Below are 23,712 nucleotides of genomic sequence, written 5' to 3'. Positions count from 1 at the left end.
CCGGGTCGTGCGGGCGGGCGCCGGCGCGTCCTTCTCGCCGAGGCCCGGCTCACCCCGCGCGGCCAGGACGAGCTCGGCGAGCTCGCGGACGGCGCCGTGGCCGCCCGGCCGGGCCAGCACGCGCCGCGCGACGGACCGCACCTCGTCCCGCGCGTCGGCGACGGCGAGCGGCCAGCCGACGAGCCGCAGGGCGGGCAGGTCGTTGACGTCGTTGCCGAGGTAGGCGACGCGTGCGGGGTCGAGGCGGTTGACCGACAGCCACTCGCGCAGCGCGGCCTCCTTGTCGTCGACGCCGTGCAGCACGTCGACGCCGAGCTTGCGGGCGCGCGCAGCGACGACGCCGTCCCGCTCGGTCGACAGCACGAGCACGGGCACGCCCGCGGTGCGCAGAGCTGCAACGCCGAGTCCGTCGCCACGGTGGACCGCGACGTGCTCGGTGCCGTCCGCGGTGATCCAGGCCCGGTCGTCGGTGTGCACGCCGTCGAAGTCCGTGACGATCGCGTCGACGTCCACGGGCTCGTCCCAGGACGGCGTCGGCAGGACGCCCGCGAGGCGGCGTGCGAGCCACAGCTCGTGCGTGTCGTCGATCTCGATCGCGGTGCGCGGGTCGACGAGGTGCAGGCCGATCTCGCCGAAGAACCGTCGGCCCGTCGCCCGCAGGCCCGACGTGCGCATGGCGTAGAAGGCGCCCGTCTCGCGGTAGTGCGGGTCGCGGTCCTGGCGGCGCGGACGGTGCAGGACGCTGTGCCCGACGGCGCGCACGGCGTCGTCGTCGGTGCGCCACCAGAACTCGTGGGTCGCGGCCACCGACAGCACGACGTCCGGGCCTTCCCCGCCCTCGACCCGGGCGAGGACGCGGCGCACGGCCACGTCGACGTCGTCGGGGTCGATGAACGGCGACGTGCACTGGACGAGCACGGTGACCACGGGGTCGGGCCACCCGATCACGTCGAGCGCGTGCAGGACGGCGGCCTCGGAGCTCGCGGTGCTGCCGGAGATGGCCGTGGGGCGCTGCACGACGCGTGCGCCCGCGGCCGCGGCGACCGCGGCGATCTCCTCGTCGTCGGTCGAGACGACCACGAGGTCGACGGCCGGCGCGGCCAGGGCGGCGCGGACGGCGCGCTCCACGAGGGGGACTCCCCCGACCTGCTCGAGGTTCTTGCGCGGGACCCCGACGGAGCCGCCGCGTGCGGGCACGACGGCCACGACGCGAGGGACGACCGGGTCCGCGGTACCGGACGCTGCAGTTTCGGACACGGCCGTGACGCTAGGGAGACGGGGTGTCGCGACCATGGCCCGGGCGTGACCGCGACACGAACGTCTCCGTCCGGGAGGTGAACGGACGGTGCCGCGACCCGCCCTCCCGCGGCCGGCGTGTGCGTACTACCCGGTAGCCTGCTCGGGTGACCACAGCGACGACGCCCGGCACCGCGGGCGACCCCTCATCCACGCCCGCAGCGACGCGTGAGCCGACCGCGATCGACGCGGTCGCGAACGCCTACGTGCAGACCATGGCGCGGCTCCAGCCCCTCTTCGCGACCGAGGTGGGCATCAAGGGCCACGACCACGAGCTGCCCGACCTGTCCCCCGCCGGCCACGGTGCGCGCGCCGACGCGACGCGGGCCGCGCTGCGGGACGTCGAGGCGGCTGCCGCCGCCGCGCCGCTCGACGACGTCGACCGGGTCACCGTCGCCGCGATGCGTGAGCGCCTCGGCCTCGACCTCGAGAAGCACGAGGCCGGCGACGACCTCTCCGACCTCAACGTGATCGCCTCACCGCTGCAGGCGCTGCGCGACGTGCTCGACCTGATGCCCACCGGGACGATCGAGGACTGGGAGAACGTCGGGGCGCGGCTCAACGGTCTGCCGGGGGCGATGGCCGGGTACGTCGAGACCCTGCGCGCCGGGATCGCGAGCGGGAACGTCCCCGCGGTGCGCCAGGTCCGCGAGGGCATCGACCAGGCCCGCGAGCTCGCGGGCGACGAGTCCTTCTTCACGGCGCTCGTGCACGGCAAGGAGGCCGACGCGGTCCTCGACGAGTCGGCCGCATGCTCGCTCGTGCGCCGCGACCTCGAGCTCGGCGCCACCGCCGCCCGCGAGGCGTACGCGACCCTCGCCGACTTCCTCGAGTCCGAGCTCGCGCCCGTCGCGCGCGCCGAGGACGCCGTCGGACGCGAGCGCTACGCGCGCGACTCGCGCTACTTCCTCGGTGCCGCCGTCGACCTCGAGGAGACGTACCGGTGGGGCCTCGAGGAGCTCGCGCGCGTCGTCGCCGAGCAGGAGGCCGTGGCCCGCGAGATCGCCGGCCCGGACGCGACCGTCGCCGACGCCGTCGAGACGCTCGACGCCGACCCCGCCCGGATCGTCCGCGGCACCGACGCGCTGCGTGCCTGGATGCAGGAGACCTCGGACGCGGCCGTCGAGGCCCTCAACGGCACGCAGTTCGACATCCCCGAGGCGCTGCGCACGCTCGAGTGCCGGATCGCGCCGACCCAGACGGGCGGCATCTACTACACCCCGCCGTCGGACGATCTGTCCCGGCCGGGCCGCATGTGGTGGTCCGTGCCCCCGGGCGTGACCGAGTTCGGGACGTGGCGCGAGAAGACGACCGTCTACCACGAGGGCGTCCCCGGCCACCACCTCCAGTTCGGGCAGGCGGCCGCCCAGCGCGGCGTGCTCAACGACTGGCGTCGCCTCGGCTGCTGGGTCTCCGGCCACGGCGAGGGCTGGGCCCTGTACGCCGAGCGGCTCATGGAGCACCTCGGCTACCTCGACGACCCGGGCGACCGCCTCGGCATGCTCGACGGCCAGCGCATGCGCGCGGCGCGCGTCGTGTTCGACCTCGGGGTGCACCTCGGGCTGCCCGCGCCGGCCGAGTGGGGCGGCGGCACGTGGGACGCCGACAAGGCGTGGACCTTCCTCAAGAGCAACGTCAACATGCCCGAGGGCTTCATCCGGTTCGAGTACAACCGCTACCTGGGCTGGCCCGGGCAGGCGCCGTCGTACAAGATCGGGCAGCGCCTGTGGGAGGAGGCCCGCGACGCGTCGAAGAGCGCAGCCGAGGCGCGGGGCGAGGAGTTCGACCTCAAGCGGTTCCACTCCCGCGCGCTCGCGCTCGGCAGCGTGCCGCTCAGCGTCCTCACCGACGAGCTCGCCCGGCAGGCCTGACTGTCGGCGAGTTCGCCCACGCGGCGCAGGTCCATATTGGGCGATTTGTTATCGGACTGTGACCCCCCTGTGCCCCGATTTGCCTGTCATCGCATCCCACACCCCGTACGGTCTCTGCCATTGGGTAATGATGCCCGATGCACCAATCCGCTAGAGGCAGGAAGAACGCACATGAAGAGGTTCATCGTGGGGGGGACGGGTCACGCGCTTCGTGGCGCCGGTCGTGCTCGCCGGCGTGCTGATCGGAACGACGGCGATCGCCGCTGAGGCCGAGGTCATGCAGACCGGGAGCACCGGCTGCGGCAGCACCAAGCCCTACCCCACCATCCACTTCAAGACCAAGGGAGACCACCGGGTCATCTTCCCGCCCGGTGACTCCCGCAGCCACCTCACAGCTGGGCTCTCAACGACGAGCTGGACGACGAGCCAGCTCGAAGGCGTTGCCTACGGTGGCTCCTGGGAGGTCTACTCCACGGGGGACGTCAGCACCGGGTACACGAACGTGACCTGCTCGGCCGCGGGCTGACTGGCTGTGGGTGGGGCTTCGCTCAGTGCGGAGCTCCACCCAGACCACTACTTGCATGTCCGTGACGTCCCCAACTCTGACGGAGACCCGATGTACGCAAAGCGACGAACCGTCGCCTATCTCGCGGCCTGCACTGCGACAATCGTCAGTCTTGGTGGCTGCTCGTCGCATGCGCACGATCCTCACCCCACGACGAGCGCTCCGGCAGTCTTCGCCGGCACACCGACCGAGTACAACGAAGCGGTGGCTCGCTGCCTCAAGGCCGCCGGCTACGACGTGGAGATGGGAACGTCTTCCGCGCCCGGCGGCGGACCGGAAATCCTGGCCCCGCGCTACTCGTCCAAGCAGCTCGAGGCCTTCTCGACGCAGGTGACCACATGCGAGCAGTCACTGCCACCCAGGCCCGAAGTGCAGACCGACGCCCAGCTGCACGAGTTCTACGACCACTGGATCACGCACTGGCAGTGCCTCGTCGACGCCGGATTCGATCCCGGTAGCAAGCCGTCGTACCAGAGCTTCGCTGAGACCTATCGCGCCGGGAACCTGGAATCCGATCCCGCAGGGCTCGTGCCGCAGGAAGACTTCGACCGCGCTCAGAAGGCATGTCCGCCTAACCCCAACGCCTGGTGGTAGGCATGAGTCGCCGCACCGTGACCACGATCCCGGGCGTCGCCCGAGCCCATCGCGGCCGCACCCTCGCACTCTCCGTCGTCGGTGCGCTCGTCGTGGGTGCCGTCGTCGGCTGGAGCGCCGAAGCGGTGTTCCGCTCACCCGCGACCGAGGCGGCCGCACCGGACGTCCAGTACGCGACGGCCGCCCAGGGCAGCGTCGAGTCGGCGCTGCCGCTCGAGGTCGTCGCCCAGTGGTCGACCACACCGCTCGGCACCAACCGAGCGACGGGAACGGTCACCGCGGTGTCGGTTCGACGCGGCGACACCGTCCGGGCCGGCGACACCCTCTACCTCGTCGACGAGCGGCCCGTGGTCATCGCGACGGGCAAGGTTCCGGCCTTCCGGGAGCTCAGGTCCGGGCTCCACGGACGCGACGTCGCCCAGCTCGAGCGACTCCTGGACCGTCTCGGCTACCTGCACCGCACGCCGGACGACACCTTCGACAGCGCAACCGCGACCGCGGTCCGCGCCTGGCAGCGCGACCTCGGCGTCGGCGACGACGGGATCGTCCGCGTGGGCGACGTCGTGTTCGTCGATCATCTGCCCGCCAAGATTGCGCTCGATACCGAGAGGGTCAAGGTCGGAGCGGGGCTGGCGGGCGGCGAGGACGTCGTCGGCGGCCTCAAGGCGGCCCCTGCGTTCACGACCGACGTCACCGACCGACAGAGCCAGTCCCTGACCCCCGGGACGAACGTCACCATCACGCCACCGAAAGGCGTGAACGCCACCTGGCACGCCGTCGTGGGGTCTGCTCGGTCGTCGAACGGTACGACGACCCTCACCCTCGTGGGCAAGGGGGGCACCCCGGTGTGCGGGACGACGTGCGGCGCGATCCCGGTCTCCGGCGCGACGGCGCTCGACGGCGAGGCGCCGATCGTGCCTCGCACCTCCGGGCTCGTCGTCCCTGCGGGCAGCGTCGTCGCGGACGCCGAAGGGAGGAGCGTCGTCGTCACCCAGGCCGGTGAGCGCGTACCGGTCACGGTGGTCGCCACCGCCAAGGGGATGTGCGTCGTCACCGGGGTCGAGGCCGGGACGCAGGTGCGCGTCGATGGTGAGACAGCACCGACCGACGCCTCGACCCAGGACACGCCGTGACCGAGGCAGTCCTCGCTGCACGCGACCTCACCTTCGCGTACCAACGCCAACCCCGGCCAGTGATCGTCGACTTCGACCACGACGTGCTCCGCGGTTCCACGACGGCACTCACCGGACCGTCGGGTCGGGGCAAGTCGACCCTGCTGTACCTGCTCGGACTCATGGTGCGACCATCGTCGGGCCGTGTGCTCGTCGCGGGGCACGGGGCGTCCGACCTCAGCGACGCGCAGCGGGCACGCGTGCGCGCGCACCACTTCGGGTTCGTCTTCCAGGACGCAGCGCTCGACCCGACGCGCAGCGTCCTCGACAACGTGACCGAGCCCGCGATCTATGGGGAGATGGACCGCGTGGACGCCGTCGCACGAGCCGCGGCGCTCATGAGCAGGTTCGACGTCGACCTCCCGCCAGGACACCGACCGGGACAGGTCTCCGGGGGCCAGGCCGCGCGACTGGCACTCTGCCGCGCCCTCCTCCTCGCGCCGCCGATCGTCCTCGCGGACGAGCCGACCGGAAACCTCGACGACGCGGCCGCGACCGTCGTCATGAACGGCCTGCTGGAGCACGCCGCCGAGGGCGGCACGGTTGTCATCGCGACGCACGACACGCGCGTCGTCGCCCGTTGTGACGTAGTGGTCACCCTGTGATGCGGGGACCGCGGACCCTCGTACGCGAAGCGTGGGCCGTCACCCGTGCCGAGCGGGTCGGGACCGCTCTGATCCTCGTGGTCGTCGTAGCGATGTGCGTCTCCGTCATTCTCACGACGGGGCGGTCGATCGGTTCTGAACGTGCGGTGCTGTCGAGCATCGACGGCGAGGGCGTCCGCACAATCGTCGTCCGTGCTGACCCGCAGGCCGAGATCGACAGCACCGTCGTCGGACGGATCCGCACCTTTTCGGGGGTCGAGTGGGTCGGCGCGTTCGGCCCGGCGCAGGACGTGCAGGTGAGCACCCTCCCAGAGCCCGCCCCCGTCGCGATGCGGACGCTCGCGTCGACGGACGACGGCCGGCTCCACCTCGGGCGGTTCACCATCGACGGGCCCTCGGGCGAGGCCTCGGCCGACGCGCTCCGCGCACTCGGGCTCCTCGACCCGTCCGGCGACGTGACCACTACCGACGGCGAGGACGTGGCCGTCACGGGTCGGCTCGACGTGCCGTCGTTCCTTGCATTCCTGCAGCCGCTCGTCGTCCAGCGGACCCGCTCGGACCAGGTGGGTCCAGCCGCCGTGATCGTGGTGCTCGCACGCAGCGCGCGAGACGTGGAGCCCGTCGCGACGCAGCTCCCGGCGGTTCTCGACGCCTCCGACGCGAAGTTCGTGAGCATCCAGACCTCGCACGAGCTAGTCGTGCTGCACCGCCTCGTCGAGGGTCAGCTCGGCGGCTTCTCGCGCGCGCTGGTCGCGCTCGTCTTCGTCATCCTCTCCGTCGTCGTCGCCGCGCTGCTCTACGGGCTCATCATGATGCGCCGCAAGGACTACGGCCGTCGTCGTGCGCTGGGCGCCACGCGCAGGTTCGTCGTCGGCCTCGTCGTGGCACGGACCGTGATCCCCGCGGCAGCGGGGGCCGCAGCCGGCACCGGAGGAGCCGTCGTCGTCCTGCGCGCGCTCGGCGACCCGCTGCCCGACGTTGGGTTCTGCCTGGGCCTGGGCATCCTCGCCCTGGCGGCTGCGGCCGCGGGCGCTGTGGTCCCGGCGATCGCAGCTTCGCGGCGCGACCCCCTCAGCGAGCTGCGCGTGCCCTGACCTCGCTGGTCGCCTCGCTCAGGCTCGTACGCTGGGGGCGTGCCCCTCCACCTTCTGCTCGCGTCCGCGTCGCCCGCCCGCCTCACCACGCTGCGGGCCGCGGGCGTCGAGCCCGCCGTGCTGGTGTCGGGCGTCGACGAGCCCGCCGTGCTCGACGCCGCCCGGGCGGCCGGGCCGCTCTCCGCCGCCGACGCCGTCCTCGTCCTCGCGCAGGCGAAGGCGCGGGACGTCGTCGGACGCGTGCGGGGCGGCGGCGCGGACCCCGCGCCCGACCTCGTCCTTGGCTGCGACTCGATGCTCGAGCTCGACGGCGAGGTGCTCGGCAAGCCGGCGTCGCCGGGCGAGGCGCGCGACCGCTGGCGTGCGATGCGGGGCCGGACCGGCGTCCTGCACACCGGCCACTGGCTGGTGGACCTGCGCGACGACGGACGGCCCGAGTCCGGCGAGACGAGCTCGACGTCGGTGACGTTCGCGGACGTCACGGACGCGGAGATCGACGCGTACGTCGCGACGGGGGAACCCCTGCACGTCGCCGGGGCGTTCACGATCGACGGGCTCGGCGGCGCGTTCGTCGAGCGGGTCGACGGCGACCACCACGGCGTCGTCGGGCTGAGCCTGCCGACGCTGCGCCGGCTCCTGCTCGCGCGCGGCGTCGCGTGGACCGACCTGTGGGCAGAGCCCACGGAGACCACGGTGACCACGGAGACCCGCTGATTGTCGGGCCACCACAACGCACGCCCCCGCAGAGCCTGCCTGCGGGGGCTGCGTTCGTGGGAGCCTACAAAGCGCGTCGGGCGGGCTTGGAACCTTCGCCAATCTTGCCCGGTGGTGCCCGCACAGCCCGGACCCGCCGCCGGGCGCGCGTTACGGTAAGCCGTGCCCACTCTGCCTGACGCGTCCGCCGCCGCCACCCGTCCCGTGACGAAGGCCCTCACCAAGGTCCTCATCGCGAACCGCGGGGAGATCGCCGTCCGTGTGGCGAGGGCCTGCACCGACGCCGGGATCGCGTCCGTCGCCGTGTACGCCGACCAGGACCGCGACGCCCCGCACGTCCACCTCGCGACCGAGGCGTACGCCCTCGGCGGAGCCCGCGCCCAGGAGACGTACCTCGACCCGGCCAAGCTGCTCGACGTCGCCCGCCGCGCCGGCGCCGACGCGGTCCACCCCGGCTACGGCTTCCTCTCGGAGAACGCGGAGTTCGCGCAGGCCGTCATCGACGCCGGGCTCGTCTGGGTCGGCCCGCCGCCCAGCGCGATCGCGTCGCTCGGCGACAAGGTGAGCGCCCGCCACATCGCGCAGCGCGCCGGAGCCCCCCTCGTCCCCGGGACGCCGGACCCGGTCGAGAGCGCCGCGGAGGTCCGCGCGTTCGCCGAGGAGCACGGGCTCCCCATCGCCATCAAGGCCGCCTTCGGCGGCGGCGGGCGCGGCCTCAAGGTCGCCCGCACCGAGGACGAGATCGACGAGCTGTACGACTCCGCGGTCCGCGAGGCCACCGCCGCGTTCGGACGCGGCGAGTGCTTCGTCGAGCGCTACCTCGACCGCCCGCGGCACGTCGAGACCCAGTGCCTCGCCGACGAGCACGGGACCGTCGTCGTGGTCTCGACACGCGACTGCTCGCTGCAGCGCCGGCACCAGAAGCTCGTCGAGGAGGCGCCCGCGCCCTACCTCACGGCCGAGCAGGAGGCCGAGCTCGACCGCGCGTCCAAGGCGATCCTCTCCGAGGCCGGCTACGTCGGCGCCGGCACGTGCGAGTTCCTCGTGGGCCTCGACGGCACGCTGTCGTTCCTCGAGGTCAACACGCGCCTCCAGGTCGAGCACCCGGTCTCCGAGGAGGTCACCGGCATCGACCTGGTCCGCGAGCAGCTCCGGATCGCCGCGGGCGAGCCTCTCGGCTACACGCGGACGGCCGCACGAGGTCATTCCATCGAGTTCCGCATCAACGGCGAGGACCCGGCCGCGAACTTCCTGCCGGCCCCCGGCAAGGTCACCAGGCTGCGCTTCCCCAGCGGGCCGGGCGTGCGCGTCGACTCGGGCGTCGTCGAGGGCGACACCGTCTCGGGCGCGTTCGACTCGATGATCGCGAAGCTCATCGTCACGGGCGCGACCCGCCGCCAGGCCGTCGAACGCGCCCGCCGCGCGCTCGCCGAGCTCGAGGTCGAGGGCATCCCGACGGTCGTGCCGTTCCACCGTGCCGTGCTCGAGGCACCGGAGTTCGTCCCGGCGAACGACGACGAGCCCTTCACGATCCACACCCGCTGGATCGAGACCGGCTTCGCAGACCGCCTCGCCTCGCTCGCGCCCGCCACCCCGGCCGCGCCCGCCGAGCAGGAGGAGAACGAGCCGCTCACCGAGCGCGTCGTCGTCGAGGTTGCCGGCAAGCGTCTCGAGGTCGTCATCCCGGCCGGGCTCGGCATGGTCGGGTCGCGCGCCCGGACTGCGAACGCCGCCCGACGTCCCGCACGCCGGAACGGCGCCAAGGCCGGCCCCGCGGCGAGCAGCACGTCGCTCACGTCGCCCATGCAGGGCACGATCGTCAAGGTCGCCGTCGAGGACGGCGCCGTCGTCGAGGCGGGCGACCTCGTCGTCGTGCTCGAGGCCATGAAGATGGAGCAGCCGCTCGTCGCGCACCGCTCGGGCACCGTCCGGTCGCTCAGCGCCGCGGTCGGCGCCGGCGTCAGCTCCGGTACCGTCATCTGCGAGATCGTCGACTGACGGTGTCTGCGTCCGACGAGGCGCCGCCGCGCCGCCTCCTCCACCGCCAGCCCGGTGACGGCTGGGTGACGTGCGGCGACCACCGCCACTGGGGGCTGCACGGCGCCGGCGGGCTGTTCCTGGCCCGTGGCGAGCGCGGCACGCCCGTGACGCACGTCGCGCTGCAGCACCGCGCCGTCTGGTCCGACCAGGGTGGCACCTGGGGCATCCCGGGCGGTGCCGTCGCGACCGGTGAGACCGCGGTCGACGGCGGGCTGCGCGAGGCCCAGGAGGAGGCCGGGATCGACCCCGCGGACGTCGACGTCGTCGGGACGCACGTCCTCGACCACGGCCCGTGGTCCTACACGACGGTCGTCGGGCGCGAACGCGCCGGCGCGCACGTCGACCCGCGCGCGACCGACCCGGAGGGGATCGAGGTGCGCTGGGTCGCGCTCGACGAGCTCGACGCGCTCCCGCTGCTCCCGGCGTTCGCCGACGCGCTCGACGCCCTCCTCGCACTCGCGCAGGAGGAGGGCGTCGACGTCTGAACCGTCGGGCGGTGCGGTCAGGCCAGCCGGAACGACGGGTCCACGTCGCCCTCGACGACGATCCGCCCGCCCGCGAACGTCAGCGCCGTGACGTGCAGCCCCGGCGCCCGCTGCGCGAGCACCTCGGCGACCTGGACCCGCACGAGCGGGTCGCCGTCGCCCGTGACGACGGCGACGGCGTCGGCGGGCAGGCCCTGCTTGACGAGCGCCGAACGCAGCGGTCCCTCGACGAAGCCGAGGAGCCGCTGCACCGGCAGCCCCGCGGCCGTCGCCGTCGCGCGGAGGTCGAGGACGCCCGAGCCGTAGGCCTCGTACCGCAGCGCCGCCCGGACCGTCGGGGTGAGCGCGACCGCGAACCGCAGCGCCGCGGGCGGGTCCGGGACCCGGCGGAGGTCGAGCGTCGCGTACACCGTGTCGTCCTCGCACGTGAGCGAGGTGAGCACGGGCGGCAGGGGTTCACCGTGCAGGGCGAGGATCCGGGCCTCGTCGAACGTCAGGTCGATGCGCATGGTGACCATCCTCGCGCACCGGCCGGACGTCCGCCGGGACGTGCGCCGCCGGTCAGTCGACGGGGTGATGGAGCATGCGCGCGACCTCGGCGATCGACCCGGACAGCGACGGGTAGACGGTGAACGCCTCGGCGACGTCGTCGACGGTGAGCCGGTGCGAGACGGCGAGCGTGATCGGGAAGATCAGCTCGCTCGCGCGCGGCGAGACCACGACGCCCCCGAGCACGACCGCCGCCTCGGGGTGCGCGAAGAGCTTCACGAAGCCGTCGCGCATCCCGAGCATCTTGGCGCGCGGGTTGCGGGACAGCGGCAGCGTCGTCGTCACGTACTTGGACCCCGCGGCCTGGAGCGCGGCCTCGGACTTGCCGACGGTCGCGATCTCGGGCGACGTGAAGATGTTCGCGGCGACGTCGGGCACCCGGATGGGCCGAACCGCGTCGCCCAGGACGTGCTGCATGGCGATGCGCCCCTGCATGGCGGCCACCGACGCGAGCGGGAGGACGCCGGTGCAGTCGCCGGCCGCGTACACGCCGCGCGCCGTCGTCCGGGACACCTTGTCGACGACGACGTGGCCCGACGGCGCGAGCGTGACCCCGGCCTCCTCGAGCCCGATGCCGCGCGTGGCCGGGATGGCCCCGACGGCGACGAGGACGTGCGAGCCCTCGACGACGCGCCCGTCCGCGAGGCTCACGGCCACGCCGTCGGCGGTGCGCTCGGCCCCGGCCGCGCGCGAACGCGAGAGCACGGTCATGCCGCGCGAGCGGAACACGCCCTCGAGGAGCTCGGCGGCGTCCGCGTCCTCGCCGGGCAGCACGCGGTCACGGCTCGAGACGAGCGTGACGTCCACGCCCAGCGCGTTGTAGGCGCCGGCGAACTCGGCGCCCGTGACGCCCGAGCCGACGACGATCAGCTTCTCGGGGAGCGCCTGGAGCCCGTAGAGCTGGGTCCACGTGAGGATCCGCTCGCCGTCGGCGGGAGAGCCGGGCAGCTCGCGCGGCGTCGCGCCGACCGAGACGAGCACGGCGTCGGCCTCGAGCACGACGTCCGCTTCCCCGCCCCGCGGCCGGACGACGACGCGGCGGGGGCCGTCGAGCCGGCCCTCGCCGAGCACCGTCACGACGCCCTCGCGGTCGAGCCGGGCCCGGATGTCCGCGGACTGCGCGGCCGCGAGCGCCATGACGCGCTGGTTCACGGCGGCGAGGTCGACGCTGATCCCGGGTGCGACCAGGTCGCCCGCCTCGCCGGGCCGCGCGTCGGCGGCCGGGACCCCGAAGCGGATCCCGAGGCCAGCGGCGCGCTCGGTGGACGTCATCCACTCGGCGGCCGCGATGAGCGTCTTGGACGGGACGACGTCGGTGAGGACCGCGGACCCGCCGAGCCCCTGCCGCTCGACGACGGTCACCTCGGCGCCGAGCCGGCGGGCCACGAGGGCGGCCTCGTAGCCGCCGGGTCCGCCGCCGAGGATGACGATGCGCGTCGCCTGCAGGTCAGGTCCCTGTGAAGTCACGGTGACCATTGTGCCCGGTGACGGCGCGCGACCTGCTCACGCACCGGCCGCCCGTCATGGGCCCACGACGAGCACGTCGCCGGACCAGCGGACCGGGAGGGGGTCGCAGATGCCGCCTACGAACCGGCCCGCGTCGTCGCGCTGGACGAACGCGAGCAGCTGGGCCGAGCCGTCACGCGCCTCGACCACGCGCCCCGCGTAGAGCGAGCTGTCGGTCAGCGGCGCCGCGCCGGCGAGGTCGAAGGGCCCCGTCGGCCCGTCGACGGCCACGGCCCACATGCCACAGCTCGGCACGGTCCCGCGCCGCGCGCCCGCGAGCTCGGGCGGCAAGCAGCTGAAGACCAGCGCCCAGCGTCCTTCGACCTGCACGAGCTGCGGCACCTCGAGCTGCGCGAAGCCCTCCCCCGGCCGCGTCCAGGGCTCCGTCACGGTCCAGGTCCGCAGGTCGGCGCTCACGGCGTGGCCCAGGACGCCGCGGTCGAGCCTGTCCCCCGCGACCGACCGCGCGGTGGCGACCAGGTGCCAGCCGCGCCCACCCGCGTCAGGGAAGACCCAGGGGTCCCGCCAGGCCTCGTCGCCCCAGCCCGACGGTGAGCCCGCGGAGCCCCACGTCTCGTACCAGCGCGGGTCCGCCTCGACCGGGCCGGACGACAGGTCGCGGTGCCAGGTGACGAGGTCGGCGGAGACGGCGGAACCGATCCGCTGCCGTTCGACCGGTTCCCGCGATCCGCGGCCGGTGTAGAACAGACGCCAGCCATGCTGCGGGTCCCGCACGACGGAGCCCGTCCACGTGGCGACGTCGTCGAACGCGCCGTGCTCGTCGGACGGGACGAGGGCGTCGGGCAGCTCGGTCCAGGTGCGCAGGTCGTCCGAGACGGCGTGCCCGACGCTCGCGTGCAGGTGCCGGAGCTCGGGGTCGTGCAGGGCGCGCGACGCCTTGAGGTAGAAGGCGTGGCACCGTTCGCCGTCGTCGACGAACCAGCAGTCCCAGGTCCAGGCGTCAGGCAGCAGGAGCATCGGGTGTGTTCTCGACGGTGGTCGTGAACCAGATCGCTGCGTCGGGCTCGAGGACGCCGTCGGGCAGGGGCACGCTCGATGCGAGGACCCGCACGAGACCGGGAGGCAGGGGGACCTCCGAGCTCCCGAGGTTGACCATGCAGTGCACGCTACGGCCGCGGACGAGGTGCAGCGTGCCGGCCGGCGACGGCTCCCACGCGAACCCGCCTTCCCGGAGCTCGGCGTGCCCACGACGCGTCGCGAGCAGGCGCCGGTAGTGCCGGAGCATCGAGCCCGGGTCCCGTTCCTCCGCGTCGACCGTCAGGTGCTCCCAACCGGCCGGCTGCGGGAGCCAGGTCGGCGTGCCGTCGGGCGCGAAGCCGTACGGCGGGCGGCTGCCCGACCACGGCAGGGGCACGCGGCACCCGTCGCGGCCGCGGCTGGTCCGGCCCGAGCGCTCCCACGTGGGGTCCTGGAGCGCGTCCTCGGGCAGGTCGGTGACCTCCGGGAGGCCGAGCTCCTCGCCCTGGTAGAGGCAGACCATGCCGGGCAGCGCGAGCAGCAGCATGACGGCGGCGCGCGCTCGACGGGTCCCGAGCAGCAGGTCGGACGGCAGGTCGGAGTCGAAGGCCATAAGCTGCGGGCGGGTCTCGGCCCGCCCGAGCCTCGTCACGTGCCTCGTCTCGTCGTGGGACGACAGCATCCAGCTCGGCACCGCTCCGACCCCACCGAGGCTCTCGAGCGTCGTGTCCACGGCCTCGCGCAGGCGAGCGGCGTCCCAGCCCGCGCGGACGACGTCGAAGACGAACGCGCTGTGGAGCTCGTCGGGCCGGACGTAGCGGGCGAGGCGCTCGGGGCTGGAGACCACGGCCTCGGCCACGAACAGCCGGTCTCCGTCGTACTCGTCGCCGACGGTGCGCCAGCGCCGGAGGATGTCGTGCACGGCGTCGGTGTCCCAGTGGGGCACGTCGACCCAGGACCCGCTCTGGAAGCCCGCGGCCGGGTCGTAGCCGGCGTCGGGGAGCCCGGGAACCTTGGCCATCGCGGGGACGGCGTCCACGCGGACGCCGTCCACCCCGCGGTCGAGCCAGAACCGCAGCACGTCGTCGAACTCGGCGACGACGTCCGGGTCGTCCCAGTTCAGGTCGGGCTGCTGGGGGGCGAACGTGTGGAGGTACCACTGTCCCGGGCGTCCGTCCGGCTCGACCACCCGTGTCCACGCCGACTGACCGAAACCGCTGATCCAGTCGTTCGGCGGCTCGTCGCCTCCCGCGCCCCGCCCGTCGCGGAAGTGGTAGCGGGCCCGCTCGGGCGAGCCGACGGGCGCGGCCAGGGCAGTACGGAACCAGGGGTGCCGGTCCGAGGTGTGGTTCGCGACGAGGTCCACGATCACGCGGATCCCGCGCGCGTGCGCGTCGGCGACGAGCGTCTCCGCGTCGGCGAGCGTGCCGAAGCGGGGGTCGATGTCCCGGTAGTCCGCGACGTCGTAGCCGCCGTCGGCCATCGGCGAGGGGTACCACGGGGTCAGCCAGACGGCGTCGACCCCGAGGCTCTCGAGGTACGGCAACCGCGCCCGGACCCCGGCGAGGTCGCCTTCGCCCGAGCGGGTCGTGCCCGCGAAGCTCCGGGGATAGATCTCGTAGACCACGGCGTCGGCCCACCACGGCCGTCGTCGTGGGGCGGGGCGAGCCGCCGGGTGCTCCGACGTCCCGCCGTGCCTTTCGGCGCCTCGCGAGGCTTGCAGGGTGGTGCCGGGTGTCACAGGGTGTCCTCGCTTCGTCGGGGGCGGGCGTCGATCCAGGCGGTCGTGTCGGGCGGGAGGGTGCGCGCGCCCTGCAGGTCCTCGCTGGCGAGGACCACCCGGCCGGCCGGCAGCCAGGCGGCGCGGTCGAACGCGGTGACGCAGTGCAGGCCTGCGCGCTCGAGGTGGAGCACGCCGGGGCCGGCGACGTGCCAGACCACCTCGTCGGACGCCGGGAACGAGCGCCGGGCCGCCAGCGCGCTGCGGTACAGCGAGAGCGTGGACGCGGGGTCCTGCTGCTCCACCTCGACCGAGCTCTGCGCGAACCACGCGGGCTGAGGCAGGTGCGCCGTGCCCGGGCCGAAACCGAGGGACGGTCCGCTCGTCCGCCACGGGAGGGGCACGCGGCACCCGTCCCGCCCGGGGTCGGTGCCTGCGGTGCGACGGAAGGTCGGGTCCTGGCGAACCTCGTCGGGCAGGTCCGGCACCTCGTGGAGGCCCAGCTCCTCGCCCTGGTAGAGGTACGTGGACCCCGGCAGGGCGAGCAGCAGCAGGGTCGCCGCCCGGGCGCGCCGGAGCCCGCGCGCCCGGTCCAGGGACGGCGTCGTGCCCCGCGACAGGAGCCAGTCCCGACCGTCCTGGGGGCGTTCGGACGTCCCCTGCGGCAGGCCGTAGCGGGTGGCGTGCCGGACGACGTCGTGGTTGGACAGGACCCACGTCGAGCTCGCATCGGTGAGCCGGGCCAGTGCGAGGTTCCGCTCGATCACGGCCCGGAACTCCGCCGCGTCCCAGTCGGCCCGCAGGAGGTCGAAGTTGAAGGCCTGCCCGAGGCCGGCGGGGTCGGCGTAGCGCGTCCGCCGGTGCGGCTCGACCCACGCCTCGGCCACCGCGGTCCGCGGGGGGTCGTACTCGTCGAAGACCTTTCGCCAGCCGGTGTAGATCTCGTGCACCTCGTCGCGGTCGACGAACGGGTGCTCCCCCGGGGCCAGGCGCTCCAGCTCCGCCTCGCCCGGCAGGTCCTCGGGCAGCGCCTTGGCGAGCAGGTGCGCGACGTCGATCCGGAACCCCGCGACGCCGCGGTCAGCCCAGAACCGCAGGGTCCGCTCGAAGTCGGCGCGCACCTCGGGGTGGTCCCAGTCGAGGTCGGGCTGCTCGGCCGCGTGGACGTGCAGGTACCACTGGCCGTCCGGGACCCGCGTCCACATGAGTCCGCCGAAGCCCGACCGCCAGTCCGCGGGGGGCAGGTCGCCGTCCGGCCCGCGACCGTCGCGGAAGTGGTAGCGCGCGCGGGCCGGGTGCCCGGGACCGCCGTCGAGCGCCTCGCGGAACCAGGCGTGCCGGTCCGACGTGTGGTTCGGCACGATGTCGACGACGGCCCTGATCCCGGCGTCCGTCAGCGCCGCGACGAGCTCGTCGAAGTCGTCGAGCGTGCCCAGCCGTGGGTCGACGGCGCGCGGGTCGTCGACGTCGTACCCGCCGTCCGCGAGCGCCGACGGGTAGAACGGGCTCAGCCAGACGGCGTCGACGCCCAGGGCCGCGAGGTACGGGACCCGCGAGGTGATGCCGCGCAGGTCACCGATCCCGTCGCCGTCGGAGTCGGCGAAGCTGCGCGGGTAGACCTGGTAGACGACGGCGTGGCGCCACCAGTCGCGCTCGTCGCGTGCGCGCGTCATCCCTTGACCGCCCCGGAGATGAGGGCCTTGACGAAGTGCCGTTGGAAGACCAGGAACACGACGATCGTCGGCGCCATGATGAGCAGCGACCCGGCGTTGAGCAGGACGACGTCGGTCGAGTGCAGGCCGACGAAGTTCTGCAGCGCACCCGCCATGGTCCGCTTGCTCGGGTCGTCGATCAGCACGATCGCCTGGAGGAACGTGTTCCAGGTCCACAGGAACAGCAGCAGGCACATCGACGCGATCGCGGGTACGGCGAGCGGCACCTGGATCCGCACGAAGGACTGCCAGGGCCCCGCGCCGTCGAGCGACGACGCCTCGGACAGCTCCTTGGGCATGGACAGGAAGTGCGCCCGCATCCAGTAGACGGCGAACGGCATGAACGACCCGATGAGCACCAGGATCAGGCCGAGGCGGGTGTTGAGGAGACCCATGTCCCGGATCTGGTAGTAGATCGGGACGATCGTGGCCTCGCGCGGGAGCGTCAGGCCGAGCAGCAGGAGCACGAAGAAGACGACTCCGCCGGGGATCTTCAGCGCGCCGAGCGCATAGCCGGCCATGGTCGCGAAGAGCGCCGCGAAGGGTACGACGCCGGCCACGAGGATCAGGCTCGAGACGAGGAGCGGGGTGATGTCGGCGACCTGCCACGCGTCGACGAAGTTGTGCCAGTGGGGGTGGCTGGGCCACGAGATCCCGGTGGGCGTGGTGCCCTGCGGCTGTAGCGCTGCCGAGAGCATGCTCACGAGCGGCACGATCGAGAACACCATCGCTGCGAGGAGCAGCGCGATCCCCGGGACGCGTTCCTTCATCGAGGTCTTCATCGGTCAGTCCTCCGACCGGAACGCACGCTGGAGCGGGAGCACCACCAGCAGGATGAGCAGGGTGAGCAGCAGCGCGAGCGCGGACGCCAGCCCGACCTGCGACTGCGTGAAGCCGAGCTGGTACACGAGGACGCCGGGCACCATCGTGGAGTAGCCCGGTCCTCCCTGGGTCGACATGAACACGATGTCGAAGCTCGCGAGGGCGGAGATGACCGACATCGTCACGCAGACCCCGATCTCCTGCTTGAGGCCCGGGACGGTGACGGCCCGGAAGGTCTGCAGGAACCCGGCGCCGTCGAGCCTGGCCGCCTCGTAGATCGTGCCGTCGATCTTCCCGATCCCGGACAGCAGGAGGATCGTGCAGAACCCGAGGTTGATCCAGGTGCCGATGAGCCCGACGGCGGGCAGCGCCCAGGTGAAGTCGCCGAGCCAGGCCCGGGTGACGCCGTCGAGCCCGATGGCGGACAGGACCTGGTTGACCGTCCCGTCGGTCGAGTACATCCACACCCACGCGATCGCCGCGGCGGCGCCCGGGATGATCTGCGGCAAGAACAGGACCGTCCGCGCGAGCGTCCCGAACCCCTTCGACCGCAGCTCGCGGATCAGGGCCGCCATCAGCAGGCCCCCGACGACCGGCAGCACGGTGAAGAAGATGATCAGGAAGAAGGCGTGCCAGATCGACGAGAGCAGCTGGGGGTCGGTCAGGACCTTCGTGTAGTTCGCCATGCCCACGAAGCGGGCCAGGTCGATGCCGTTCCAGTCGTAGAACGAGTACTGGACCGCGGAGACGAGCGGTCGGAGCACGAACACGGCGTAGAACAGGAGCGCCGGGAGCGCGAAGAGCCACCCGACGACCCACCCGCGCTGCCGGCGGCGTCGCCGTGGGGCGGGTGTGCTCGCACCCTGCGGGCGGGTCCCCGCGACGCGCCCGACGGGCTGCGCCGCGGGGACCGGACCGACGGTCGTCATCGTCCCAGGTCCTGCACGTACTGCGCCTGGACGGCCTTCATCATGGCCGCCGGGGTCGTCTTGCCGGCGACGAGGAGCTGCACCTGGGCGTTCCAGGTGGCAGACGCCCCGTTGCTGGCGTTCTGGACGTACTGGACCTGGCCGTCCGCCTTGACGAGGTCCGCGAACGCGGCCTGCACCTGGGCCGAGAGCTCGCCGTTCGTCGTCGGCTGCGTGCCCGAGCCGGTCGGGGCGAACCCGTTGTCGACGAGGATCTGGCGCGCCTCGGGGGTCGTCAGGAAGTTCAGGAACGCCGCGGCCGCGTCCTTGTGCTCGGACTTGGCCGGGATCCCGAAGTTGGAGACGGGGTCGGACATCGCGAGCGTCTTGCCGTCCGCCGACCTCGGGGGCAGGACGAACCCGACGTCCGAGCCCATCTGCTTCTGCAGCGCTGCCGCGTCCCAGTTCCCGGACGCGTAGAACAGCGCCTCGCCCTTGGCGAAGCGGCCGAGCGCTCCCGTGCCGTCGGTGCCGTTGGTGTCGGCGTTGAAGTAGCCGTCCTTCGCCCAGCCCTGGATCGTCGTGGCGGCGGCCTCGGCCTGCGGGTTCGCGACGGTCGCGTCAGGCTCGTCGAACACCCACCCGTTGACGGCGTCGCGTCCCATGGCGTCGTTCATCAGGAACTGGAGGGACGTCATGACGCCGCCGGTCTGGTTGCCCGCCATGATCGGCGTGATGTTGTGCGCCTTCGCGGTAGCGAGGTCCGCCTCGAGCTCGCTCGTCGTGGTGGGGGCGTGGTCGATGCCGAGCTTCTCGAGGAGCGTGGTGCTGTAGTACAAGCCGGTGACGGTGAACCCGGACGCGAGCGTGTACTGCGTGCCCGACCCGCGCACCCCGTTCGAGTCGACCGTGTACTGCGCGAGCTGCCCCGACGGCAGGTCGCTCCAGCCGTAGGCCGAGGCCCAGGGCGACAGGTCGGTGAGGAGCCCGCTCTTCACGATGTCGGACAGCGCGACGATGCGCGCGATGTCCGGCGGGTCGTCCGACGCGAGGACGCGCGGCGCGTTGACGGCCTGCACGTTGTCCGGGTCGTAGCGCGTCTCGATCTTGACGTTCGGGTGCTGCTTCGTGAAGGCAGCGATGAGGGCGTCGTCGACGGTCTTCAGCCCGGCGCCGTCGTAGAGCGTGAGCGTCACCGGGTCCGACCCGACGTCCGTGCTGGCGCTCTGGGGCGCGGCCGCGTCCTTCGCGCCGCTCCCGCTCCCGGGGGCGCTGCAGGACGTGAGCGCGAGCGCTGCGGCCGCGGTCCCGGCGACGGCGAGCGCGCGCCACGTGCGCTGTGCCCGGCGAGTGTTCTCCATGGTGTCCTCCGCTCTGAGGTGGGCGCTTCGGAAGCGCTTCCGAAACGAGCATCGTCGGAAGCGCTTCCGAAGTCAAGCCCTTCGCCGTAGCATCGGGCCATGGCCTCTCCCACAGCCAGCCTCGCCGACGTCGCCAGGCACGCCGGCGTGTCGCTGGCGACCGCGTCCCGTGCCCTCAACGACGCCTACGGCGTCTCGACGGCCACGCGGGCGAAGGTCCTGGCCGCGGCGACCGAGCTCGACTACGTCGCCTCGCCCGACGCGACCCGGCTGGCGAGCGGCGCGACCCGTCGGGTCGCCGTCGTCGTGCCACACATCGAGCGCTGGTTCTTCGGGCAGATGGTCGGCGGTCTCGAGCGAGTCCTCGCGGCCGCCGACCTCGACGTGCTGCTCTACCACGTCGGCGACGAGGCCGACCGGCGCGACTTCCTCACCCGGCTCCCGGCCCGGCGCAAGGTCGACGCCGTCATCGTGGTCGCCTTCCCGGTCGACGAGGACGAGCGTCAGCGGCTCGAGCTCATCGGTGCCGCCATCATCGCGGCCGGTGGCCAGTCCGCCGACTACCCCTACGTCTGCATCGACGACTACGAGGCGGGGAGCCTCGCCATGCGTCACCTCGTCGACCTGGGGCACCGCAGGATCGCCATGATCGGCGGCCTCGACCCCGACCAGCCGGGCTGGCCGGTCGTGTCGGGGCGGTCGCGCGCGTACGACGACACACTGAAGTCGGTCGGGGTAGAACCGGACCCCCGGCTGGTCCACGAGGTCGAGTGGGGCCCCACCAACGGTGCGGCCGCGATGCACCGCATCCTCGACGCGAACCCCGACGGCCCGCCGACTGCCGTCTTCGTGCACAGCGACGAGCTCGCCTTCGGCGCCCTCCAGGCGCTGCGTCACCGGGGCCTGCGGGTGCCGGACGACGTCTCTGTGGTGAGCATCGACGACCACCCGCTCGCCGAGCTGCTCGACCTCACGACGGTCGCGCAGGACGTCGCCGCCCAGGGCGCCGTCGCCGGACAGATGGTGCTCTCCACCCTCGGCGACCGGCCGGGCGCGCTGCCGAGCGGTGTGACAGCACCCGTCGAGCTGCGGGTGCGCGCGAGTACTCGGCACACCTGACCGGCAGGCCACGGCTGTTGCGGATCCGTAGCACCGCACCCGGGCGGTCCTCCAAGGAGACGGCGAGGACCACCCTCGCGAGCGGCAAGGCAGGGCGGCGACGAACGCCCAGAGAGGAAGTGCGAGATGAGCGACGGTCGGGTGGCCGTGGTGACGGGAGCGGCACGAGGGATCGGGCGTGCGACGGCTGTCGCGTTCGCGCGGGCAGGCTACCGGGTCGCCGGCGCCGACATCGCAGGGCTCGCGAGCGCCGCGATGGACTACGAGCCCGCCACCCGTGAGGACCTCGACCGCACGGGTGAGCTCGTCCACGAGGCCGGCGGGCAGTGGCTGCCGGTCGTCTTCGACCAGCGGGACAAGGCGGCCGTGCGTGCCGGCTTCGCACAGGTCGTCGAACGCTTCGGCGGCGTGGACGTGGTCTTCGCGAACGCGGGCGTGCAAGGATTCGCTCCGCTGCTGGAGATGAGCGACGCGCTCTGGCACGACCAGATCGACATCAACCTCACCGGCACGGCGAACGTGCTGCGCGTCGCCGCACCCCTGTTGGTCGAGCGCGGTGGCGGGCGCATCATCATCACCTCCTCCACCCAGGGCCAGCACGGCACCCTCGACGGAAGCGGCTACTCGGCCTCGAAGTGGGGGCTGATCGGGCTGATGAAGTCCGCCGCCCTCGAGCTCGGCCGGTACGGCATCACGGTCAACGCCCTGGTCCCCGGCCTGATCGACACCGCGCTGACCCGGCACGAGGACCGCTACGCGCAGATCATCCGCACCGGGGGCAACGACCCCACGGGCGACGACACCGAGGACGAGCGGACGGCCGCGGACGCGCAGCGCAAGAAGCTGCCGCTCGGCATCCCATGGATCGAGCCGGAGGACGTCGCACCGCTCGTGGTGTTCCTCGCGTCCGAGGAGGCTCGCATGGTCAGCGGGACGAGCTTCGCCGCCACCGGCGGCGACAGCGCCAACGTCACGGCGTGACCGGAGCCGGTACGACCGCGGACGGGCAGCGCCCCGCCGGCGGGGTGCCGGCGGTCGCTCTGCCGGTCGGCTCCTCACGTGCGAACAGCCAGCTCCGCGATCCTGAGCTCTGCGAAGGTCGCCTCGCCGTCGCTCGTGAACAGCCGGATCCGGTCGTCCGTCGCGAGGGGGAACACGCGGTGGGAGTGGACCGCCTCGCCCTCGCCCACGAACAGTTCAACGCTCGCGTGGTCGACCAACACCCGGACCTGCAGCCGGCCTGAGGCCGAGTCGATCAACGTCTGCGACTCGCCACCGGTAGGGCTGAATGTGGGACGCCTGTTGACGTAGGCGTAGCCGCCCTCGAGGAAGGCGCCGACGGCGACGTGGCGGCCACCGCGTGGCGCACGGCACAGCTCCATCCCGATGTTGGTCGGAGGCGCGGCCGGATCCCACACGAGCTCGCACGTCAGCTCGTACGACCGCGCGGAGACGTCCAGATCGAGGACACCGTCCACGTGGACGTCTCCGAGGCTACGGGTGCGGCGGACGTGGTCACGCAGCGCAGACGTCGGTGAGGACACGAGCCGGTACGCGCCGCCGCGGTGCTTCAGACGCACGTCGCGGACGATCATGTCGTCGCCGTTGTAGCCGTCCGTCACCATGGACGGCGCGTTGTCCGGATAGTCCCAGAAGTTGGCCCAGCCCAGCGCGTGACGCAGCGTCGGGTCCTCGGCGCCGTGCGCATCGTGGTGGGCGTAGGTCACCGCGCCGTAGAAGTCGAAGCCGTGGTCCAGCCACTGCGGCTCGCCGGAGTCGGCAGCGAAGGCGGCGCCGTCGAAGGCACCAGTCCAGTACGCGTACGTGGCCGGCAGGCCGCGCGCCTTGCCGTTCGCGCTCATACCGAGGACCCATCGCCAGGTGCCGTCTTCTGCCCGCATGCGGAAGAGGTCGGGGCACTCCAGGACCCCGAGGTCGTCGCACCGGAACTCCCCCACCTCGTTCCAGGTGCGGAGATCCTCGGAGACGTAGAAGCCGATCCGCTGCCCCTCGGCGTTCGCCATCACCCAGTGCGCGCGCTCGTCGTCCCAGATCACCTTGGGGTCGCGGAAGTCGGCCACGCCCGGGTTGGCGAGCACCGGGTCGGTCCCGCCCGCACGGAACGTGCGCCCCTTGTCGGTCGAATACCACAGGTACTGTGCCTGACGGCCGTCGGGCGCCTGCGTGACGAGCGCGATCACGGTCCCGCGCCCGTACCCCGCAGTGCCGCGAGTGTCGACGACGACGGATCCGGACCAGCAGTCGCCGTTGCCGTTCGAGAACTTCGGGATCGCGACCCCGTGATCGGTGAACGCGACGTGGTCCTTCGTGGTCGCCAGTCGCCACGCCGTGCCGCCGCCCCCGTTGAGGTAGTCGGCGTTGTACAGGTAGTAGTACAGGTACTCGCCGTCGAGGTAGATCGGACGCTGGGGGTCGTTCTTCCAGTTGTCCGGGACGCTGAGGTGATACGCGGGACGGTACGTCTGGGTCACGTGCGGCTCCTGGTGCGGGTGCCCTGGCCTGCGGTTCTGGGCTGTGGCGGCGGCCGAGGGGTCGTGGAACGGGCCGGCGGCGGCCATGGCGACGCCTCCCAGACCGAGG

The 23,712-nt window shown here is 72.9% G+C and carries 20 protein-coding genes and 1 pseudogene; 11 read left to right on the top strand and 10 right to left on the bottom strand.

The window, feature by feature from the left end:
• Nucleotides 1-123: 123 nt before the first annotated feature.
• Nucleotides 124-1,293 (bottom strand): annotated as a pseudogene (locus KDY119_RS19065) (cytidylyltransferase domain-containing protein); the annotation flags it as partial.
• A 110-nt stretch (nt 1,294-1,403) separates the two neighbouring features.
• Between KDY119_RS19065 and KDY119_RS05890 the strand changes: the two are divergent.
• From KDY119_RS05890 to KDY119_RS05850, 9 genes are all read left to right on the top strand, one after another.
• Nucleotides 1,404-3,167 (top strand): DUF885 domain-containing protein, encoded by a 1,764-nt coding sequence (locus KDY119_RS05890; RefSeq protein WP_051136689.1) that lies wholly within the window; start codon nt 1,404-1,406, stop codon nt 3,165-3,167.
• A gap of 211 nt (nt 3,168-3,378) precedes the next feature.
• Nucleotides 3,379-3,693 (top strand): hypothetical protein, encoded by a 315-nt coding sequence (locus KDY119_RS05885; protein WP_036951859.1) that lies wholly within the window; start codon nt 3,379-3,381, stop codon nt 3,691-3,693.
• A gap of 90 nt (nt 3,694-3,783) precedes the next feature.
• Entirely contained in the window at nt 3,784-4,326 is a 543-nt protein-coding gene (locus KDY119_RS05880) for a hypothetical protein (protein WP_148284210.1), read from the top strand.
• Between the two features lie 2 nt (nt 4,327-4,328).
• A complete protein-coding gene (locus KDY119_RS05875) occupies nt 4,329-5,459 on the top strand; it encodes a peptidoglycan-binding domain-containing protein (RefSeq protein ID WP_051136690.1) in 1,131 nt (376 codons plus the stop codon).
• On the top strand, nt 5,456-6,103 hold the full coding sequence (locus KDY119_RS05870; protein ID WP_036951865.1) for an ABC transporter ATP-binding protein: 648 nt from the start codon (nt 5,456-5,458) through the stop codon (nt 6,101-6,103). The genes KDY119_RS05875 and KDY119_RS05870 overlap by 4 nt, the downstream gene beginning before the upstream one ends.
• Nucleotides 6,104-6,249: 146 nt before the next feature.
• The gene (locus KDY119_RS05865) at nt 6,250-7,197 is read left to right on the top strand and encodes an FtsX-like permease family protein (protein WP_148284211.1); all 948 of its coding nucleotides are present in this window, start codon (nt 6,250-6,252) and stop codon (nt 7,195-7,197) included.
• 39 nt (nt 7,198-7,236) lie between these two features.
• Nucleotides 7,237-7,911 (top strand): Maf family protein, encoded by a 675-nt coding sequence (locus tag KDY119_RS05860; protein WP_153022056.1) that lies wholly within the window; start codon nt 7,237-7,239, stop codon nt 7,909-7,911.
• A gap of 171 nt (nt 7,912-8,082) precedes the next feature.
• Nucleotides 8,083-9,909, top strand: coding sequence for an ATP-binding protein (locus KDY119_RS05855; RefSeq protein WP_227994618.1), 1,827 nt, complete (start codon nt 8,083-8,085; stop codon nt 9,907-9,909).
• Between the two features lie 2 nt (nt 9,910-9,911).
• Nucleotides 9,912-10,436, top strand: a complete 525-nt coding sequence (locus KDY119_RS05850) for an NUDIX domain-containing protein (RefSeq protein WP_036951872.1) — start codon at nt 9,912-9,914, stop codon at nt 10,434-10,436.
• Between the two features lie 17 nt (nt 10,437-10,453).
• Here the strand turns inward: KDY119_RS05850 and KDY119_RS05845 are convergent, their stop codons facing one another.
• From KDY119_RS05845 to KDY119_RS05810, 8 genes are all read right to left on the bottom strand, one after another.
• The gene (locus tag KDY119_RS05845; protein ID WP_153022055.1) at nt 10,454-10,945 is read right to left on the bottom strand and encodes a hypothetical protein; all 492 of its coding nucleotides are present in this window, start codon (nt 10,943-10,945) and stop codon (nt 10,454-10,456) included.
• A gap of 52 nt (nt 10,946-10,997) precedes the next feature.
• A complete protein-coding gene (locus tag KDY119_RS05840; protein ID WP_153022054.1) occupies nt 10,998-12,461 on the bottom strand; it encodes an NAD(P)H-quinone dehydrogenase in 1,464 nt (487 codons plus the stop codon).
• A 45-nt stretch (nt 12,462-12,506) separates the two neighbouring features.
• Nucleotides 12,507-13,469, bottom strand: a complete 963-nt coding sequence (locus tag KDY119_RS05835; protein ID WP_153022053.1) for a glycoside hydrolase family protein — start codon at nt 13,467-13,469, stop codon at nt 12,507-12,509.
• Nucleotides 13,453-15,096, bottom strand: a complete 1,644-nt coding sequence (locus tag KDY119_RS05830) for a glycoside hydrolase family 13 protein (RefSeq protein WP_036951881.1) — start codon at nt 15,094-15,096, stop codon at nt 13,453-13,455. The genes KDY119_RS05835 and KDY119_RS05830 overlap by 17 nt, the downstream gene beginning before the upstream one ends.
• A gap of 110 nt (nt 15,097-15,206) precedes the next feature.
• Entirely contained in the window at nt 15,207-16,862 is a 1,656-nt protein-coding gene (locus KDY119_RS05825) for a glycoside hydrolase family 13 protein (RefSeq protein WP_153022052.1), read from the bottom strand.
• The gene (locus KDY119_RS05820; RefSeq protein WP_036951886.1) at nt 16,859-17,683 is read right to left on the bottom strand and encodes a carbohydrate ABC transporter permease; all 825 of its coding nucleotides are present in this window, start codon (nt 17,681-17,683) and stop codon (nt 16,859-16,861) included. The genes KDY119_RS05825 and KDY119_RS05820 overlap by 4 nt, the downstream gene beginning before the upstream one ends.
• A gap of 3 nt (nt 17,684-17,686) precedes the next feature.
• Nucleotides 17,687-18,652 carry a carbohydrate ABC transporter permease gene (locus tag KDY119_RS05815; RefSeq protein ID WP_153022051.1) on the bottom strand — a complete coding sequence of 322 codons (966 nt, stop codon included), beginning with the start codon at nt 18,650-18,652 and terminating at the stop codon, nt 17,687-17,689.
• Entirely contained in the window at nt 18,649-19,992 is a 1,344-nt protein-coding gene (locus KDY119_RS05810; RefSeq protein ID WP_153022050.1) for an ABC transporter substrate-binding protein, read from the bottom strand. Before KDY119_RS05810 ends, KDY119_RS05815 begins: the two co-directional genes overlap by 4 nt.
• 99 nt (nt 19,993-20,091) lie before the next feature.
• Between KDY119_RS05810 and KDY119_RS05805 the strand changes: the two genes are divergently transcribed.
• Nucleotides 20,092-21,111 (top strand): LacI family DNA-binding transcriptional regulator, encoded by a 1,020-nt coding sequence (locus KDY119_RS05805; RefSeq protein WP_036951899.1) that lies wholly within the window; start codon nt 20,092-20,094, stop codon nt 21,109-21,111.
• A gap of 126 nt (nt 21,112-21,237) precedes the next feature.
• Nucleotides 21,238-22,092, top strand: a complete 855-nt coding sequence (locus tag KDY119_RS05800; RefSeq protein WP_036951903.1) for an SDR family NAD(P)-dependent oxidoreductase — start codon at nt 21,238-21,240, stop codon at nt 22,090-22,092.
• A 74-nt stretch (nt 22,093-22,166) separates the two neighbouring features.
• Here the strand turns inward: KDY119_RS05800 and KDY119_RS05795 are convergent, their stop codons facing one another.
• On the bottom strand, nt 22,167-23,603 hold the full coding sequence (locus KDY119_RS05795) for a glycoside hydrolase family 32 protein (protein ID WP_036952820.1): 1,437 nt from the start codon (nt 23,601-23,603) through the stop codon (nt 22,167-22,169).
• Between the last annotated feature and the right edge of the window lie 109 nt (nt 23,604-23,712).

This window comes from Luteimicrobium xylanilyticum, assembly GCF_009429125.1.
In the GTDB taxonomy this organism is placed as follows: domain Bacteria; phylum Actinomycetota; class Actinomycetes; order Actinomycetales; family Cellulomonadaceae; genus Luteimicrobium; species Luteimicrobium xylanilyticum.
The sequence above is the reverse complement of the archived record's forward strand: the minus strand, read 5'-3'. Positions and strand labels throughout refer to the sequence as shown.